Annotated in this window: 17 protein-coding genes and 1 other annotated feature; of the genes, 14 read left to right on the plus strand and 3 right to left on the minus strand. The window is 44.9% G+C overall.

Annotated features, from left to right (window positions below; genetic code table 11):
* Positions 1-420 precede the first annotated feature (420 nt).
* Entirely contained in the window at positions 421-1,329 is a 909-nt protein-coding gene (locus P3X63_RS01735) for a macrolide 2'-phosphotransferase (protein ID WP_077735780.1), read from the plus strand.
* A gap of 228 nt (positions 1,330-1,557) precedes the next feature.
* Here P3X63_RS01735 and P3X63_RS01740 read toward each other — a convergent pair whose 3' ends face one another.
* A complete protein-coding gene (locus tag P3X63_RS01740; protein ID WP_026585745.1) occupies positions 1,558-1,977 on the minus strand; it encodes a MarR family winged helix-turn-helix transcriptional regulator in 420 nt (139 codons plus the stop codon).
* Between the two features lie 258 nt (positions 1,978-2,235).
* Here P3X63_RS01740 and P3X63_RS01745 point away from each other — a divergent pair, with 258 nt between their 5' ends.
* The 9 genes from P3X63_RS01745 to P3X63_RS01785 all read left to right on the plus strand — a co-directional run bounded on the left by P3X63_RS01745 (position 2,236) and on the right by P3X63_RS01785 (position 10,287).
* Complete coding sequence (locus P3X63_RS01745; protein ID WP_277692871.1) at positions 2,236-3,747, plus strand: class I adenylate-forming enzyme family protein; 1,512 nt, start codon at positions 2,236-2,238, stop codon at positions 3,745-3,747.
* 91 nt (positions 3,748-3,838) lie between these two features.
* Complete coding sequence (locus P3X63_RS01750; RefSeq protein WP_277692376.1) at positions 3,839-5,068, plus strand: serpin family protein; 1,230 nt, start codon at positions 3,839-3,841, stop codon at positions 5,066-5,068.
* A 111-nt stretch (positions 5,069-5,179) separates the two neighbouring features.
* Entirely contained in the window at positions 5,180-6,007 is an 828-nt protein-coding gene (locus tag P3X63_RS01755; RefSeq protein WP_277692377.1) for a PPC domain-containing protein, read from the plus strand.
* Positions 6,008-6,029: 22 nt separating this feature from the next.
* Positions 6,030-6,851 (plus strand): DUF4885 domain-containing protein, encoded by an 822-nt coding sequence (locus tag P3X63_RS01760; RefSeq protein WP_277692378.1) that lies wholly within the window; start codon positions 6,030-6,032, stop codon positions 6,849-6,851.
* Positions 6,844-7,170 (plus strand): hypothetical protein, encoded by a 327-nt coding sequence (locus tag P3X63_RS01765; protein WP_026585750.1) that lies wholly within the window; start codon positions 6,844-6,846, stop codon positions 7,168-7,170. The genes P3X63_RS01760 and P3X63_RS01765 overlap by 8 nt, the downstream gene beginning before the upstream one ends.
* A 106-nt stretch (positions 7,171-7,276) precedes the next feature.
* Complete coding sequence (locus P3X63_RS01770; RefSeq protein WP_277692379.1) at positions 7,277-8,029, plus strand: MerR family transcriptional regulator; 753 nt, start codon at positions 7,277-7,279, stop codon at positions 8,027-8,029.
* 228 nt (positions 8,030-8,257) lie between these two features.
* Complete coding sequence (locus tag P3X63_RS01775; protein WP_003180750.1) at positions 8,258-8,335, plus strand: putative holin-like toxin; 78 nt, start codon at positions 8,258-8,260, stop codon at positions 8,333-8,335.
* 470 nt (positions 8,336-8,805) lie between these two features.
* Positions 8,806-9,058, plus strand: a binding site (T-box leader).
* Positions 9,059-9,155: 97 nt separating this feature from the next.
* Positions 9,156-9,317 carry a tryptophan RNA-binding attenuator protein inhibitory protein gene (locus tag P3X63_RS01780; protein ID WP_026585752.1) on the plus strand — a complete coding sequence of 54 codons (162 nt, stop codon included), beginning with the start codon at positions 9,156-9,158 and terminating at the stop codon, positions 9,315-9,317.
* A gap of 16 nt (positions 9,318-9,333) precedes the next feature.
* Positions 9,334-10,287 (plus strand): DMT family transporter, encoded by a 954-nt coding sequence (locus P3X63_RS01785; protein WP_026585753.1) that lies wholly within the window; start codon positions 9,334-9,336, stop codon positions 10,285-10,287.
* 1 nt (position 10,288) lies between these two features.
* Here P3X63_RS01785 and P3X63_RS01790 read toward each other — a convergent pair whose 3' ends face one another.
* Positions 10,289-10,666, minus strand: coding sequence for an RDD family protein (locus P3X63_RS01790; RefSeq protein WP_277692380.1), 378 nt, complete (start codon positions 10,664-10,666; stop codon positions 10,289-10,291).
* Positions 10,667-10,877: 211 nt separating this feature from the next.
* Here P3X63_RS01790 and P3X63_RS01795 point away from each other — a divergent pair, with 211 nt between their 5' ends.
* Positions 10,878-11,942: a YecA family protein gene (locus tag P3X63_RS01795; protein ID WP_277692381.1), complete on the plus strand. Its 1,065-nt coding sequence runs from the start codon at positions 10,878-10,880 to the stop codon at positions 11,940-11,942.
* 102 nt (positions 11,943-12,044) lie between these two features.
* On the opposite strand, the gene P3X63_RS01800 is transcribed toward P3X63_RS01795, so the two are convergent.
* Positions 12,045-13,184, minus strand: coding sequence for a flagellin N-terminal helical domain-containing protein (locus P3X63_RS01800; RefSeq protein WP_277692382.1), 1,140 nt, complete (start codon positions 13,182-13,184; stop codon positions 12,045-12,047).
* Between the two features lie 923 nt (positions 13,185-14,107).
* Here P3X63_RS01800 and P3X63_RS01805 point away from each other — a divergent pair.
* Genes P3X63_RS01805 through P3X63_RS01815 form a run of 3 tightly spaced genes read left to right on the plus strand, consistent with a single transcriptional unit; the run spans position 14,108 to position 16,351 of the window.
* Entirely contained in the window at positions 14,108-14,824 is a 717-nt protein-coding gene (locus P3X63_RS01805; RefSeq protein WP_026585758.1) for a lantibiotic protection ABC transporter ATP-binding protein, read from the plus strand.
* Positions 14,821-15,579: a lantibiotic immunity ABC transporter MutE/EpiE family permease subunit gene (locus P3X63_RS01810; protein WP_035427835.1), complete on the plus strand. Its 759-nt coding sequence runs from the start codon at positions 14,821-14,823 to the stop codon at positions 15,577-15,579. The genes P3X63_RS01805 and P3X63_RS01810 overlap by 4 nt, the downstream gene beginning before the upstream one ends.
* A gap of 1 nt (position 15,580) precedes the next feature.
* Entirely contained in the window at positions 15,581-16,351 is a 771-nt protein-coding gene (locus P3X63_RS01815) for a lantibiotic immunity ABC transporter MutG family permease subunit (RefSeq protein ID WP_277692383.1), read from the plus strand.

Consider the following 16,351-nt stretch of genomic DNA (forward strand, 5'->3'; position numbering starts at 1 on the left):
GTTCGGTCTGTCCAAACTTGAACGCTTTCGCTTGTCTGTTTGTGGTCATACTAGCTGAGGGTGGGAACACTTCCTTTATCAGGATCATTTACATGATTCTTGGTTTTTTTCGTTGTGGTGCAACAAAAAACCGTTAAAATAAGAATTTCTTTAAGGAACGGAGGGACTTCCTTATGGCATACATTCGATTCCGATTTTCGCTAACTAAATAGTGAACAAAGTCTCTGCCTGTGTGCGGGGAAAATCGGAATTGGTCTGCCTTTTTAGGGAACCCTCATCAACATATACAAGGGAAGAGGCGCGATTCGGCGCCTCTTTTTTCTGTGAATGGAAAACACTTTGTCATCTCTTTTTCCGTTTCTTATCAACACAGGCAGACGACCTGTGTTTTTTTATGAAAAAATAAAGGGGAAATTATAGATGACAAATGTTAACAGAAAAATTGAACACATGTTGAGCTTGGCGGAGAAACATGGACTCCGCCTGAAACGGCAACATGCCGAACTGAATGAGTCGGGCATGGATTTTCAAGTCGCTTTTGCCAATGATGAAGATGGTGTCAGGTGGGTGCTGAGAAGACCGAGGCGTGAAGATGTCATCAAAAGGGCAGCCGATGAAGGCAAGGTTTTGCAGCTGTTAAAGAGCCATCTCCCTGTCGATGTTCCGGATTGGCGGATTCATACAGCGGAGTTGATCGCGTATCCGAAGCTTGCCGGTATTCCGGCGGCGGTCATTGATATGGAGATCAAGAATTATGCATGGAATATGAATCACCAGCCGCCGTCTGAAGCGTTTGTGAGGTCATTGGCGAAAACGCTCTCTATCCTGCATGGCATCGATCATCAGACCGCAGCGGCACGGGGCATACAAGTGTTAAGCCCGGATGACGTAAGGCAAACAAAAGGCGAACAGATGGAGCGGATCAAAAAAGAGCTGGGTGTCAGCCGCGAGCTTTGGGAGCGATGGCAAAGGTGGCTTTCCGATGATTCGTATTGGCCCAGTCATACCGCGATGATCCACGGCGACCTGCATCCGCCTCATGTATTGATTGACGATCATGACCAAGTCACGGGCCTTTTGGATTGGACGGAGGCTAAAGCAGCTGATCCGGCTAAAGATTTCCTTCTCTATCAGACGATTTTGGGAGAAACGGAAACGGACCGGCTTATCGCGTATTATGAGGAAGAAGGCGGCCGCGTCTGGCCGCGGATGAAAGAGCACATTACGGAAATGCAGGCCGCCTGCGGAATCGACATCGGCCTGTTCGCACTTGTGACAAAGGAAAAAGAGCACATGGATATGGCGATGGAGGCGTTAGGGATAAAGTAATTAAAGTCAAAAGCTCCCCTTAAGATTTTCTTAAGGGGGAGCTTTTAATGTCGATTGATGAAGAAACGGTCAAAATGGAATTTGGAGTGATCAATCCCAGTGGTACCTTCATCTCACAATGTATATACATAGTATAGTCGTAATATGCTCAATTTGTGCTTGCTGTAAACCAGCCAAACGCAAAAAAGGCTATCGATCTAATCGATAGCCTTTTCATGTTCATGGATATTATAAAAACACCTTTTCAATCAAATCAAAAAAAGCGGTTTTCTCTTCTTTTGGCAGCTTGTCAAACATCTTGTCTATCAGCGCCTGGCGGTTTTCCACCATTTGCGCGGCGATCCGTTTTCCCTCTTGTGACAGCTCGAGCCAGACGGTGCGGCGGTCTTCGTTATTTCTCGACCTGATGACAAGTCCGTCTTTTTCCAAATGATTCAGAGCGGTCGTAGTCGCCGAGGGAGACAGTGAAACGTCCTGCAAAATGTCCTTTACCGTACATGTTTGGCGTCTGTAGATGATGCGCAAAATAAACCCTTTAACACTGGTGATGTTTTTGGGGATCGTTTCTTCGTCTATTTTCTTTGAATAACGCAAATACTTCGTCAATGCATGGTCCAATAGATTGGCTTCTATCCTATGGTGCTTCATAAAGGTTTCCTCTTTTCCGGCATCATGTGAAAGGAGATTTCTGAACTAATCATACATAGGTCAATTTTATCATAAGGACGGCCGGCAAAAAACTTTTGCAGCTTTAAAAATTAATTATCTTCATTATCAATTCATAAACATAACAATTCCAATATGAAATAGTTTTACAATGGATATTTTTTGTTTTAGAATGAATTTGTGCGTCACAAAATCTCACCAAGATTTGTGAGAAACAATGAAAATTTGGAGATGAAAATGTTGGGTACACTTCAGCAATTAATCAATCATCATATGGAATCTTCTGATGAGTTGGAGGCATTGTCAGGGGGAGGACGAACGTTTACGTTTCAGGAATATCATCAACGCGTTAACCAACTGGCACACTATCTGCTGGAGGAGGGTGTTCAAAAAGGAGATCATATCGCGATTTTATGTAAAAATAATCACCACTTCCCGGTTATTTTGCTGGCGGCATTAAAAATCGGTGCGACTGCCGTTCCTTTAAGCTGGCAATTGACACCTTATGAATTAAAGGGAATCCTGGATAGCTGCCGGCCTAGGGCCATGTTTTATGACATGGAGTTCGCCGATACATTGTCACCTCTTCAGAAGGAGCTTCAGTTCTGCCTGATGATCGAAGCAGGGGCGGGAATGAACACGACCGAACAGTTTGAACGTCTTTTTAAAGACCGGCCGTCACGGGTAGAGGCGGCGCAGGTGACTGAACATGATTTGGCTTTAATGCTGTTTACATCAGGCACGACAGGGAATCCGAAAGGCTGCATGGTCAACCACGGCAGTCTGGCTGCTTATTTGAACGATATCAGTGCGAAAGGAAAGCGGCTGAAAGGAACCCGCTTTTTGGCAAGCCATCCGCTATATCATATGAGTTCGCTGAATCATGTTTTGCAGGCCGCGTTTGACGGTGCGGCGCTGTATTTCTTATGGGACCCTGAACCGTTTGAAATCCTGCAGGAGATCGAGAAAAAACGCATCCATATGATGATGGCGTTTCCTTCCGTTTATACGTACATGCTCGAGGAAATGAAACGGCACCGGTTTGATCTGTCATCCATCATGATGCTTGCTTCCGGCGGTACAAAAGTGCCTGTGCGCTTGATTAAGGAATACAAAGATTTTGGAATTCAAATGGTGCAAGGCTATGGAAGTACAGAGGCATGGACGGTCAGTGTGTGGAGGCCGGAGATGGGCTGGGATAAAGCCAATTCAGCCGGCCAGCCGATTCCAAATGTCACAGTGAAAATCAAAGATCCGGACACACAGGAAGATCTTCCAACAGGTGAAGTCGGAGAGGTCGTCATCAAGAGCCCTTATGTGTTTGAAGGGTATTACCAAAACGCGGCCGCTACCCAAAGAGTGCTGAAAGATGGATGGTTTTACATGGGAGATTCAGGTTTTCTTGATGAAGACGGGTTTTTATTTATTACCGGTCGCTATAAAGATGTCATTGTTTACGGCGGTGACAATATATACCCGGATCAAGTCGAAGAGATCATCGACCAGGTGCCGGGTGTCATCGAGTCGGCTGTGATCGGTGTTCCCGATGAGATGTACGGAGAGGTTCCGCGGGCATATGTCGTCAAAAACGACAACTCTGACCTGAGGGAGGAAGACATTATCGCCTATTGCAAAGAACGTCTCTCAGACTATAAAATTCCTGAAGTCGTCTTTACGGATAGCCTTCCGAAAAACAGACTCGGCAAAATTGTCAAAACAGAATTGCGGAAAAAGGCTGTTAAAGGGCAGTGAGCCATTCAAAAGTGCATCCAGACACGCTGGATGCGCTTTTTTTTTGTAACGTTTTCCAGCGCCAAACACACTACAACATTAGGGGGTGAAAATGGAAATGAATTTAAAATGGAAAACGGCAGCTGTGTGGATCGCGCTTTTTTTAATAGCCGGCTGCGGAGGTGCGAAGAATACCGGGCCGGCGCCTGTTCCCAAACAGCAGTCAGCGCCGGGTGCAGAACCATCATTTGCCGCAGCTGAACAGCAATTTGCTTTCGAGCTGTTTCGCGAATTGGTGAAGCAAGAAGGGTTGTCACATAACATCTTCCTCTCTCCGTACAGTGTGCAGCAGGCGTTGGTCATAACCGCCAACGGCGCCGCGGAAGACAGCCGAAAAGAGCTGCTGGATGCTTTGCATCTTAAGCGGATGGGGATGACATCGATCAACAAAGCGTCCCGTTCTGTGAAACAATCCTTCCATACGCTGGAGCACGGCGAGCTTTCCGTAGCAAACTCGATATGGTCCAGGCCTGATGTGAAGAAAAGTTTTGCAGATACCATTAAAGGGCTCGGACATGCTTACCAGCTTGACCGGGATTTACAGAAGGCGGCGGACAACATCAACGACTGGACGGCAAAGGAGACGAAAGGACGGATTGAAAAAATCGTCGACCGCGTCTCTCCTGACACACTCGCCTTGATTATCAATGCCGTTTATTTTAAAGAAAGCTGGAAACAGCCATTTGACAGCAATCTGACGGTTCCTCAGAAGTTTTATTCATCGGACGGCTCTTCAACAAAACATCCTATGATGATGCAGACAAACCGTCTTCCATATCTGGAAAACAAGGATTTCCAAGCCGTTAAGCTTCCCTATCAAGACGAACACTTGGCTTTTGTCGTGATCCTTCCGAAGAAAACGAAAACTCTTCAGTCACTGCTTCCTGTGATGACGTATGAGCATTGGCGGGACTGGCAAAAGGAGTGGGAATTGAAGCAGGTTGAGCTCAAACTGCCGAGGTTCTCTTTTGCTACAGAATATGTTTTAAACAAGCCTCTCAAAAATATGGGAATGCAAACGGTGTTTCATCATGCCGACTTTTCAAATCTGTTTGCGGAAAAAACGGGAGGTTTCATCAGTGAAGTCAAGCACAACACGTTTATTCAAGTGGATGAGAAGGGCACTGAAGCCGGGGCGGCCACGAAAGTCGAGATTGTTGAATCGGCCGCGGTTCCGGATGTGGCAATGACGGTCGACCGTCCGTTTTATTTTGCGGTAACGGATGAGAAAACCGGGATGCTTCACTTTTTAGGCAGCATCGCCAAGCCGACGGAAAAGTGAAATTGTTAAAATTGAGTATCGCTTCTATTATTTTCTTTAAAATGACATTTAATTGCCGATATAAGGAAAGGGAGTTCCTTTTTGGTGATGAATGAAAGGGAGGCAAGACAAATGAAAAAATGTTTATGTTTTTTGATGTTCGGTCTTTTGTTGTTAGCGGTGCCGACGTTTTCAGCCTCAGCGAGCGTATACGAAGATGAGTACGAACCGAATAATTCAGCAGCTTCCGCGCATGATATCGGACTGTGGAAATATAAGACGATTTCCGCTACGATTCATAGTCCCGAAGATCAAGATTTTTATAAGTTTTATGCAACAAAAGGGGAACAGCTTGCCATTCACCTTAAGAACATCCCTGCAGGTACAGACTACGACCTTGCTTTATTTAAAGACACCTACGGCTATCCTGAAATTGACGCTTCTGAAAGAACGGGAACCCAAAATGAAATCGTTCGTTTTGATGTTCCTGAAACGGGAAAGTATATCGCCGCCGTCAAATCGAAAAACGGCACATATGATGGATGGGGATTTTACAGGCTTGAATTTATAGACAGAATGAAAAGCGGCACATATACGGCCAGACTATCTCCATCCGCAATATCCAGCCCGGGAAAAGGGACCGTTTCGCCAACGGCTGTCGTAAACTTGGCAAATGTCTCAGCCATCCCTGACGGAGCGGTCGTCAAGAGCGTATCGGCAGAAGGAACGATTTCCCCGAGTCTTGGCAACACCTTTAGAGAAGTGATGAACAAGGAAGAAGGCATCTGGCATACGACCGTCTCTGGTGGAACATTGTTCCCGGACATTAAATTGGAAAACGGACTGCCTGTCAAAACGACATGGAATGCCAGATATTATTCGCTTGCATGGAGCAGTTCTACTTGGAGATCGCCGGAGCTAAAGATCAACTACCAATATGACCAAACATACGGCTGGTAAAAAATAATTGAAAGGAGCTCCCATGAATATTCGAGATACGGTAAAACTTACGCTCTTTACAGAAAAGCTGAAGGATTCACTTTCATATAAACAGCAGTCAAACACAAAAAGGTCTGAGTCCGAAGCCGTTGCAAAAAAGGATACGCTGACCATCAGCAAACAGGCTGAAGAAGCGCAAAAAAACGGACAATCGGGAAAACCGCGAATGAATGGTGCACAGTTTTCCATTTATTCTCTCTATGTAGACAGACAGCGCCTCAGCAGCACGATCGAAGAAACTCTCAGCGAAAACGGTATCACCCTTGCGGAAAATGAAAGCATCCAAATTCATATTGATGAAAAAAATAACATTACAGTTGAAGGGACTCTTGACGATCAGAAAAGAGTGCAAATCGAAAAGGCGCTGAATGGCGTAGAACAGCTGGGAGCGCGGCTGTTAAGCCATTCGGATTATGTCGGTGAACAGAATGGAAAGCCGGTAGACAAAGCCGCTTACGAAAAATGGCATGTCAATGAGTTTTTAAAAACGATGGCCGGGCTGACGCTGTCGGATGTCAGCTTGAATGAAGCGGGTGACATCATCGGCGGAAATGAGAAGCTTGAAAAAGTCATGCAAGCGGCCGCAAACCCGAAAAGCGATTTGGACAGAAGCTGCCGAAGCATGCTGAAAAAACTGAAGAATGTATTGGCAAAAGGTCCGGACACCATCCCCGACAGATCCGCTACTTTTGGCTATTCCGGCGGAACGCTCATGGATCTGAATGTTTCAAAAGGATTTTCCACCGGAGAGCTTGAAGAATGGCTGGATGATCCGCTGTTAAGAAAGGCCATCCTGAATGGCTGATCTGATATATAACGAGCCTTTTGAGCCTGAAGAATGGGCTTGGAAAATTGGCGGTGACACATATTTGCTGAAAAAACACCGGCAAATTGACTGTGAATATAGTGAAGAAGACCATGAAGGGTTCTTTGAGTATGATTACGATTTTATGACTCTTTCTTGTTTTGATGAAAAAGGGACCGAGCTATTTACCGCCAGAACATATTGCGATGAGGATGAGATGCACTTCCTTTCCCGTCCGAACGGCAGCCTTAAGGACAATGAACGTCAAGTGATAGAGAAAATTAAAAAAAAGTTTCATGTTATAGATATAAGATATTAAGCAGGCCGAAGGGCTTGCTTTTTTTAAGGCGAAAAAATTTAAATTTTCGCATTGACTCTCACGTTGCGTGATACTTTATAGTCAATAACAAAGGGAGGTCAAATTCATGAAAATGAAAGTGAAAGAAGTTGCTGACTTAGTCGGCATCAGTGTGCGCACACTGCATCATTATGATGAAATCGGACTTTTGAATCCGTCGGAGACAACTGAATCGGGCTATCGGCTGTATTCAGATGACGATCTGGAAAAGCTGCAGCAGATTTTGTTTTTTAGAGAGCTCGACTTCCCTTTAAAAAAGATTAAAAACATTCTCGAAAGTCCTTCTTTTGACCGCAATGAAGCGCTCCAGATGCACCGCAAAATGCTTTTGGAGAAACGCAGACGGCTGGATCAAATGATTGACACCATCGACAAAACGATAAAATTTGCGAAAGGAGAAATTGAAATGACGAATGAAGAAAGGTTTGCAGGCTTCGATTTCAGCCAAAACCCATATGAAGAGGAAGCGAGTGAACGCTGGGGAGATGAAGCCATCGACAAAACGAAGGCCCATATTGAGGCTATGTCCGAAGACGAACGAAAAGCAATGGAGCAGCAATATGATGCCATTTACAGAAAAATCGCCGCCCTTCGAAATGGTGCGCCTGATTCAGAAGAGGCGCAGGCGGCCATTCAAGAATGGTATGATTTTTTAAACCAAAATTCCGGTCATCACTTTTCGCTTGAGACTTTCAAATGCATCGGGCAAATGTATGTCGATGATGAACGCTTCACAAAAAATATCGATCAGTACGGAACCGGTTTGGCGAAGTTTATGTGCGACGCCATGGCGGTTTTTGCGGACCGGAATAAGCAATGATAAATGGGGCTGTCCCAAAAGGTCATGACCATGACCTCTTGGGGCAGGCTTTTTAATTTTACAGAACTTTAAGACGGGGAGATGCTTTTTCGCGTATATATTGGTTTTGGAGTAAGAAAATGCTCTCGGCATTTGAGAGCGTTATGGTAAAATATTCTTTGTACACAAAAGCTAAGTGCTCACTTGAGGGAGTTCTTGCTCATCCCCATTTGAAAGGGGGTGATGCATATGACAACATTCGAAACAATCTCTTTAATGATTGCTTTCGGCATGTTAATTGCCGTGTTGTCTAAGAAAGAAAAATAGACACTCCCTTAAGCCTTGGCAAGTGAAAGGGATAGTGTCTGTGTTAGAGCTATCTGAGCAAGCCCCTTGATGGGCCGCTTGTGTGCAACGACTCGACTGTTGGCGCAGTCGGGTCTTTTTTATTTTATGCATTTCTTAAAGAAGAAATACATTTTACATGCAGCAATCATACTGTGTTTGTTCCTAAGAAAGAAGAATGGGGCTTAATGAAAATATGTTATTCCATATATTTATATTACTAATTCGTGCCTGTGAAAGCAACTCATAATGCATGATGGGTTCATTCAATTAATGAAATGCCTGACAAAAATAGTGAACGGCAGCTTCTCTTCCCATGTTTGAGCTCGTCATTTTGACGGAGTCAGTATTCACGTCAAATAATGTGCACTGTTTATTGATCATTTTTATGGTAACGCTGATTGACACAAGCCCATTTTCAAAGTAATATATTTTTATAATTCATGAACGGTCAAACGATATTGAAGAAGAGTAAGTACGTGTCAGTTCCGGGGTTTTAGAGAGTCGGCGGCTGGTGAGAGCCGATACCCCCCTGATGCCGAATGGGCTTCTGAATCGCTTCGCTGAAATGCCAGTAGGCGCTGCCGGGATGTTCTCCCCGTTATCAAGAGAAGAATATCGAAAGGGTAAATCCTTTCCGTATTTTTGTGAGCGAATCGTTAATGCGATTCATAAAGGTGGTACCGCGAGACCCTCGTCCTTTTGTGACGGGGGTTTTTTGCATGTTAAGGAGGTGGTGGCCATGGAGGAAGGCTGGCCGGTGTGGCCATGTCAATTTTCAGTCGGAATGGAGGTGGACCAAATGGTGATTGCAGCAGACGACCTGGAAACCCCTTGCCCGCATTGCGAAGGGAGCGGCGAGGAAGACCGGCTCCCGTGCCCGAAATGCTCGGGTAAAGGCGTTATTCTGACCGCGCAGGGTAATACATTGCTTCATTTTATTAAAAAGCATATCGATGAGTAAGGGTGGTTGTAAGTCGTTGAGAAGAGCTGAGATAAGCATAGCTGAGAAGAAAAACGATGTGCAAGGCGGCATTCAGTCCGCTTTCGGTATATGTTTTATGGTATTTGGGACGATGTGTTTTGCGTCCAAATCGATCTTTGTCAAATGGGCTTATGAACAAGGCGCAACACCGGATGCCGTTTTATTGTATAGGCAACTGATCGCCGCACCCATGTTTTGGCTGATATTTATAGTCTATCGGGCAAGGTTTGCGGCCAGACCGAAAAAAACAGAGGTCATAAAGGCCTGCACTGTAGGCCTGCTCTGTTTTTTTCTGTCACCGCTGTTTGATTTCATCGGTCTTCATGATGTGTCTGCAATTGTTGAACGGATGCTGGTGATGAGCTACCCGATCTTTGTGTTGATCCTGTCGGCTTTATTGAACAAACAGATGATGCCGATCCGCGACTTTGCCGCGGTCTTACTGGTGATTGGCGGGCTGTTTTTAGCCGTGGGCGGCTGGGATGCACAATTGGTTGAAGCGAACATGACGGGAGCGGTTTTGATTATCCTGTCGGCTATTTTTTATGCCGTTTATTTGGTTGTATCAGGACAGCTTGTCCACAAAATAGGGGCTGTGCGAATGAATGCTTACGGTATGTCGGCGGCAAGCCTGGCGATGGCCGGATATGCGGGGATTCGGGCAGCTGAAGGTGAGCCGGTCAACCTGGTTGCTTATCCCCCTGCAATGTACGGCTTATTTATCATGATTGCGGTTGTAACGACGGTCATACCGTTTGTCTTCATGCTTGAAGGCATCAAGCGGATCGGAGCGGAACGGGGAGCCTTCATATCAATGGCCGGCCCCGTCCTGACCATTTTTTTCGGCGTCTTGTTTTTGCACGAACATTTAAGCTTGATCCAGTGGTTGGGCTGCTTTCTTGTGCTGTTGGTCATTAGTTTATTGGAATACCGAAAACAAAGGAGTTAATTTAGTCTTTCAAAACGTCTGCTTTGATCACATATGTTTTTGCCGCTAAGTCGGCCTGTTTCTTTTCCGAAAACAGGACTGCAAGGTAAAACAGAACCGAAATGAAATGCACCCATGCGGCGCAATAGCGGACGATAGCCTGCCACAACTTTAGCCGTCCGCCGCTATCGGCGGATACGATGGGAAGCCGGAAAACGGCTTTTCCAATCGTGCCTTGAAGCTTAGTTAACGGCATGAACAGCGGGCAGAACACATAGACGAGAACGGCTGTTGCCAAAACGCCGGGAGAGCCGCCTCCGAATATCAAATCCAAACCAACCGCAATCACACAATCGGTCACTAGCGCCCCTGCCCGGACCCAAACGTCTGCATATTGCAAAATGTATAACGTCCTTTCTGAATGAAGTTATAAATGAGTAACAAAGGGCATGAGCTATTTTATTTCTTCTCGTTTTGAATGGGTGATTCGCTTGTTTTTGATAAAAATTTACTATTTCGCTAAATCATGCTCATTTTTATTAACCGATTTCCCCTTCTCCAAAGATTTGATAAAATAAATAAGTTGTAGTATATGATACGGAGGTTTAAACGTGGGAAAAGTTAAGAGAAACGGGCCTTGTCCATGCGGAAGCGGGCTGAAATATAAAAAATGCTGCGGCAGCAAAGAGGCGGGATTTCCTTCTGTTGCTGTGCAGGAACTGAAACAAGTTCAGAAAGATGTCATGGAATTTGCTTTTACTGAACATAAAGAAACGATCGATCAATTTTTAAATGAATATACTTTTCTATCAGATTTGGAACAGTCTGCCCAAAAAATCTGCGTCTTCAATTTAGGGGTGTGGGGTGTATTTTCCCAGCCGCTTGCAGAAGGCGGATTGACGATTTTCGAAGATTACTTGCAGCGGAAAGGGGCGTCCATTCTCAGATCGCAGACAAAAGAAGCTGTTCAATCATGGAAAAAGATGTCCCCGGCTTTCATGCGGGTGAAGCATTTTACTGAAGCAGGGGTTCGTTTTGAGGATGCTGTTACACATGAAGAGGTCACCGTGAAGATGAATGTGAAGCGGGAAGGGCCTTTTGTAGGCGAGTATGTGCTCGGTTTTCCAATCAAGGTCGCGAGCCATACAGAATTTTTCCTGCAATTCACGATTTATCCGGCAAAAATGGCGGATGTTCTGCAAAGCAGGCTGAAGGAAGCTTTGGACCGCTTTACAGGAGAAGGCGGTGCGAAAGAACAATTGATGAGAGAAGATTTCCCTCATGTGTTAATGAAGCTTTGCCGACAAGACGACAATACGTCTCAATCCGCTTCTCAAGAGATGGAATGGGCCAATGATATGGAAAAAGAGACAGCGGGCGTCATCAGAAAGGGAATGCTTGAAGAAGGCCATTCGGAATCCTTTGTTTGCTGGGCGGTCGGTGTTTGGAAATCGTATTGCGACAAAAAGGCGCCGATCATCAAAAAAACCGAAGCATTTGCGGCGGCATTGGAGTACTTTGTCAATACAGTGTCCAAATCGGAAAAATCCGTCTCCCAAGCAAAGCTTGCGAAAAAATACGGTGTCAGCGCATCAACCGTATCGAATCGTTTTAAAGATATTGAATCTGTCTTGGAAGAAGAGCTTGATCAGCATCTTGAGCTGATGCCTTCTTAACATGACAAAAAAACCTTCTGATTGATTCCGGAAGGTTTTTTTAATAGTGTTCATACATGAACAAAATAAAACCGGCCGGATGGCCGGTTTTGTCTTAAGGTGTTATCTCAGAAGCTGCAGCACGCCCTGCGGCTGTTGGTTAGCCTGTGCAAGCATCGCTTGAGAAGCTTGAGTCAAGATGTTGTTTTTTGTATACTCCATCATTTCCTTCGCCATGTCTACGTCGCGGATGCGGGACTCGGCAGCCGTCAAGTTTTCAGAAGATGTATCAAGGTTGTTGATTGTGTGCTCAAGACGGTTTTGCACCGCACCAAGTTTGGCGCGTTCAGCGGATACGGTATCAACTGAACTTTTAATCGTCGTTAATGCTGCAGATGCTGAATCTTTGGAAGAAATATCGATTCCTTTTGTCACTCTGTCTCCGGCAGACAGCTTTTCATCAGCTTGTAAAACGAGTTTTCCGCTAGCATCAGAATATCCTGATTTTTGTTCGACTGTGCTGCCGCCTTCAAGTGCGGAATCGGCTTGTACAACGAGTTTATCGCTAGTATCGTAGTATCCTGCCGGGTTCGTACCATCAGCGTCTTTCCAAGTTGCCGCATCAGTGCCGCCTGTTTGCAGTTTTGTTCCGTCAGCTGACACCGTATAAGTTTTTTCGTCTTTCCAAGTCAGCGTTTTGGTGTTGTCGCTAACGGCTGTCAATGTATCTGCGTCCGTAGCTTCGTAAAGCGTACCAACCTTTAATGTTTCGGCATCCATTTTATTAACGGAAAGGCTGATCGTTTGGCCTTCGTTAGCCCCGATTTGGAAAGTCAGATCTTTAGCTGATCCGTCGATCAGTTTTTTCGTGTTGAATTCGGTGTCGGTTGAAATTCTTGTGATTTCAGAAGCAAGCTGATCCATTTCTTTTTGCAGCTCGGCACGGTCAGTGTCCGTGTTTGTGTCGTTGACCGCTTGTGTTGCAAGCTCGTTCATCCGTTGAAGGATGCTGTGTGTTTCGTTCAATGCGCCTTCAGCTGTTTGGATTAAAGAAATGCCGTCTTGGGCGTTTCTAGAAGCCATGTCTAAGCCGCGGATTTGCGCGCGCATTTTTTCGGAAATCGCAAGTCCGGCAGCGTCGTCTCCGGCGCGGTTGATGCGAAGTCCTGAAGACAATTTCTCCATGTTTTTGCTGGCAGCGTTTGTGCCAGAAGTCAGTTGGCGGTGCGTGTTCAGCGCTGCAATGTTGTGGTTGATTCTCATTTTTCTTACCTCCGTGTGAGTTCTGTTTTGTCAAAAATCTCTTCGGCATCCTTGCCTTGTGAGATTTCCGTCCGGTGAACGAGAAACTCCTAGGAGCATTCATGTTATATAAGCCCTTTAAGTTGTTGAGGCCGTTTCAATTGCGGATCCGTTGTACATCAGTTTTTGCTCCTGGGTGAGCTCGTTGTTCACCTCTGACATTCCATATATCGGCATGAAATTAGAATTTTTAACATAAAAACAAATTTTTTGATGAAAAGATAAAATTTAGGAGTTTAGTAGGAGGTTAATTGAATTGACAAATAAATTGGAAATCAAAAAAGGGGGATCATATGACTTTTGCATCATTAAAATTATATCGCCATGACCTATATATGTCAAAAAATAACCATTATTCCCATCGTGTCTGAAAAATGTGAATTTATTAAGGATATTTAAAGGGTGAGTGACTGAAAAATCGAGGTGGAATGAATCAACATTATATAAAAATAAAATTTGATAGATGTTTGTTTTAATTCGATTTCCAGATGCGGACAGAAGCAGTGGGAATTTTTTCTGACTGTTTCAACGTTCCTCAAGGAATCCTTCATTATTGTCGGCCTCCTTAAACGAGTTTCACCAATCAAATGTCCCCGCCAAGCGCTCCAAAATCATTGACAATTGTTAACTTCGGTTCTGCTGCACCCCAGACGGATGTATCCCGCTTCTTCTTCAGTAAGTCTTCTATGTTGTTTTTGAAGATGCTTCGAGTCTTTCTTTGATCAAGACAAAGCCGTCCAGCTTCAGGCCATTTGCATGTTTTTCCCGGTTCCAGCAAAGGAATGGACGATTCTGGAGTCCGGAAAGGTTTTCATTTTGATTAAATCTTGAGAAAGATATTTTAAGATATCGTAGCCAAACAAAAACAGGGAGAGGGTTATACGATGGATACGATTCTGCTGGAAACAAAGCAACTTCAGAAAAAGTTTGGAAGAGCTAAGGCTCTCTCAGATGTCTCACTGAAAGTCCATAAAAACAGCATTTACGGGCTTTTAGGACCTAATGGAGCCGGAAAGTCGACGACCTTAAAACTATTAACCGGAATTTTGAATCCGACCTCCGGGGAGATTCTTTTTGAGGGACGGAAATGGAAGAGGTCTTTTTTAAAAGAAATCGGCTCTTTAATAGAATCCCCGCCGCTTTACAGCAATCTGACAGCCTTTGAAAATGTTAAGGTCCATGCGACATTATTGGGTATTCCGGATGCGCGAATAAAGGAGGTGCTCAAAATCGTTGATCTTGAGCATACCGGGAAAAAAAGAGCGGGTCAGTTTTCGATGGGAATGAAGCAAAGGCTGGGAATCGCCATTGCTCTTTTGAATCATCCGACATTATTAATACTTGATGAGCCGACAAACGGACTTGATCCGATCGGCATCCAAGAGTTGAGAGAACTGATCAGGTCATTTCCCGAGCAGGGGATGACCGTTATATTGTCAAGCCACATTTTGTCGGAAGTAGAGCAGATCGCAGACCATATAGGAATTATCAGCAGCGGCTGCCTCGGATATCAAGGGAAGATCAATAAGGGGGACGATCTTGAGCGCCTCTTTATGGATGTTGTCAAATCAACACGCGGGGAAGAAGGCGGAGAAAGATGATCAGGCAATATGTAAAAGCGGAGAATTTGAAGTTTAAAAGAACCTTTTCGAGAAAAATGATTTTTCTTGTCCCTTTTATCAATATGTGCTGCGCCTTTTTCATGAACCTCGGATACTTTGTATCAGGTACATATAATTGGTGGTCTATCATTTTGATGCCGGTCCTGATTGCATTGCTGTGTGCATTGTCACATCAAAAGGAAAAGAAAGCGGCAAATTACAACGGGATTTTTTCGCTGCCGATTCAGTTGCATATGATGTGGTATGCAAAAACAGGGGTTATCGCTATCTATTCATTGGCGTCTCAAATGGTTTTCTTAGGCTTCATGTTTGTCATGCAGCTGATCATTCCTCAATTTGCAACTGTCAATTTAACGGTTATGACTGCGAGTCTGCTGCTTTGGATCACGACGTTATGGGAGATACCGCTCTGTTTATTCATCGCTCGAAAGTTCGGGTTTATAGCTGCTGTCATTTTGAATCTGCTGGCTAGCGTCATGTCCGTCATGATGTCGGCAGCAAGCGCTTTGTGGTGGCTGAACCCGTGGAGCTGGTCGATCAGGGTGATGTGCCCTGCGATTGGCATTCACCCAAACGGTTTGCCGCTTGAAACCGGTGATCCTTTGAAAAGCTGGTCGGTTGTTCCATTGGCGGTGGTGCTTTCTGTTCTTTTATGTGCTGTTTTGTTGATGTTGACCAGGCGGTCTTTTTCGCCTGCTGGCGATCGTGGAGCAATAAAACGGGAGGCGGTTTAAGGTGTTGTCATTTTTTAGATGTCTCCTTGCTGATATTAGAAAGAAAAAACGCACTTCCTTTATATGGATGCATGTCACGATTCCTTTTATATGCGCCGGTTTCTTTCTGCTTTATTTCTGCCACAGGGAGCATCAGCCGTATCAATTATATCGGGCATATATTGAAGCGATTGCGGTTGCTCTGCCGCTGCTTATTGGGATTGTCTGCGGAATGACGGCTTCTTTGGAAGAGCAGGCAGGCAAATTTCAAGTGCTGTTAGGGCGTACATCACCCAAATTTGTGGCTTATGTCAGTAAAATGACGCTGCTGCTTTTCATGAACATCTGCGCCATTTACCTGGCTATCGGGCTGTATCTGTTGGGGTTGAGATTTCTTTTTCATGTGCCGAATCTCCCGTATTTTCTTTTTTTAGAGGGCGGGGCCTGGCTGGTCGCTGGAAGCGTTGCGCTCTATTTTATCTATTTTTTGATCAGTTGTACAATCGGAATGGGAGCTTCCGTTCTATTGGGAGGAGCGGGACTTTTGCTGACCGCTCTCATGAATACCGGGCTGGGTGATGCGATTTGGAAATATAATCCTTGGGCATGGGGGATTAGGCTGGCGGAATATAAAGGAATCGAGCAATTCAGCCAAGTCGAAGCTTCCTTCATCACTCTCCTGCATCAAGAAATAAACAGTGGAGCGTTGATTATGGCATTTGCTATAATAGCTTTATTCATTGTGAGCATCATCTGGTTTAGCCGCTGGGAGGGAAAAAAGGCTTATGAATAA

Origin of the sequence: Bacillus sp. HSf4, from assembly GCF_029537375.1 — a bacterium.
GTDB lineage: Bacteria > Bacillota > Bacilli > Bacillales > Bacillaceae > Bacillus > Bacillus sonorensis_A.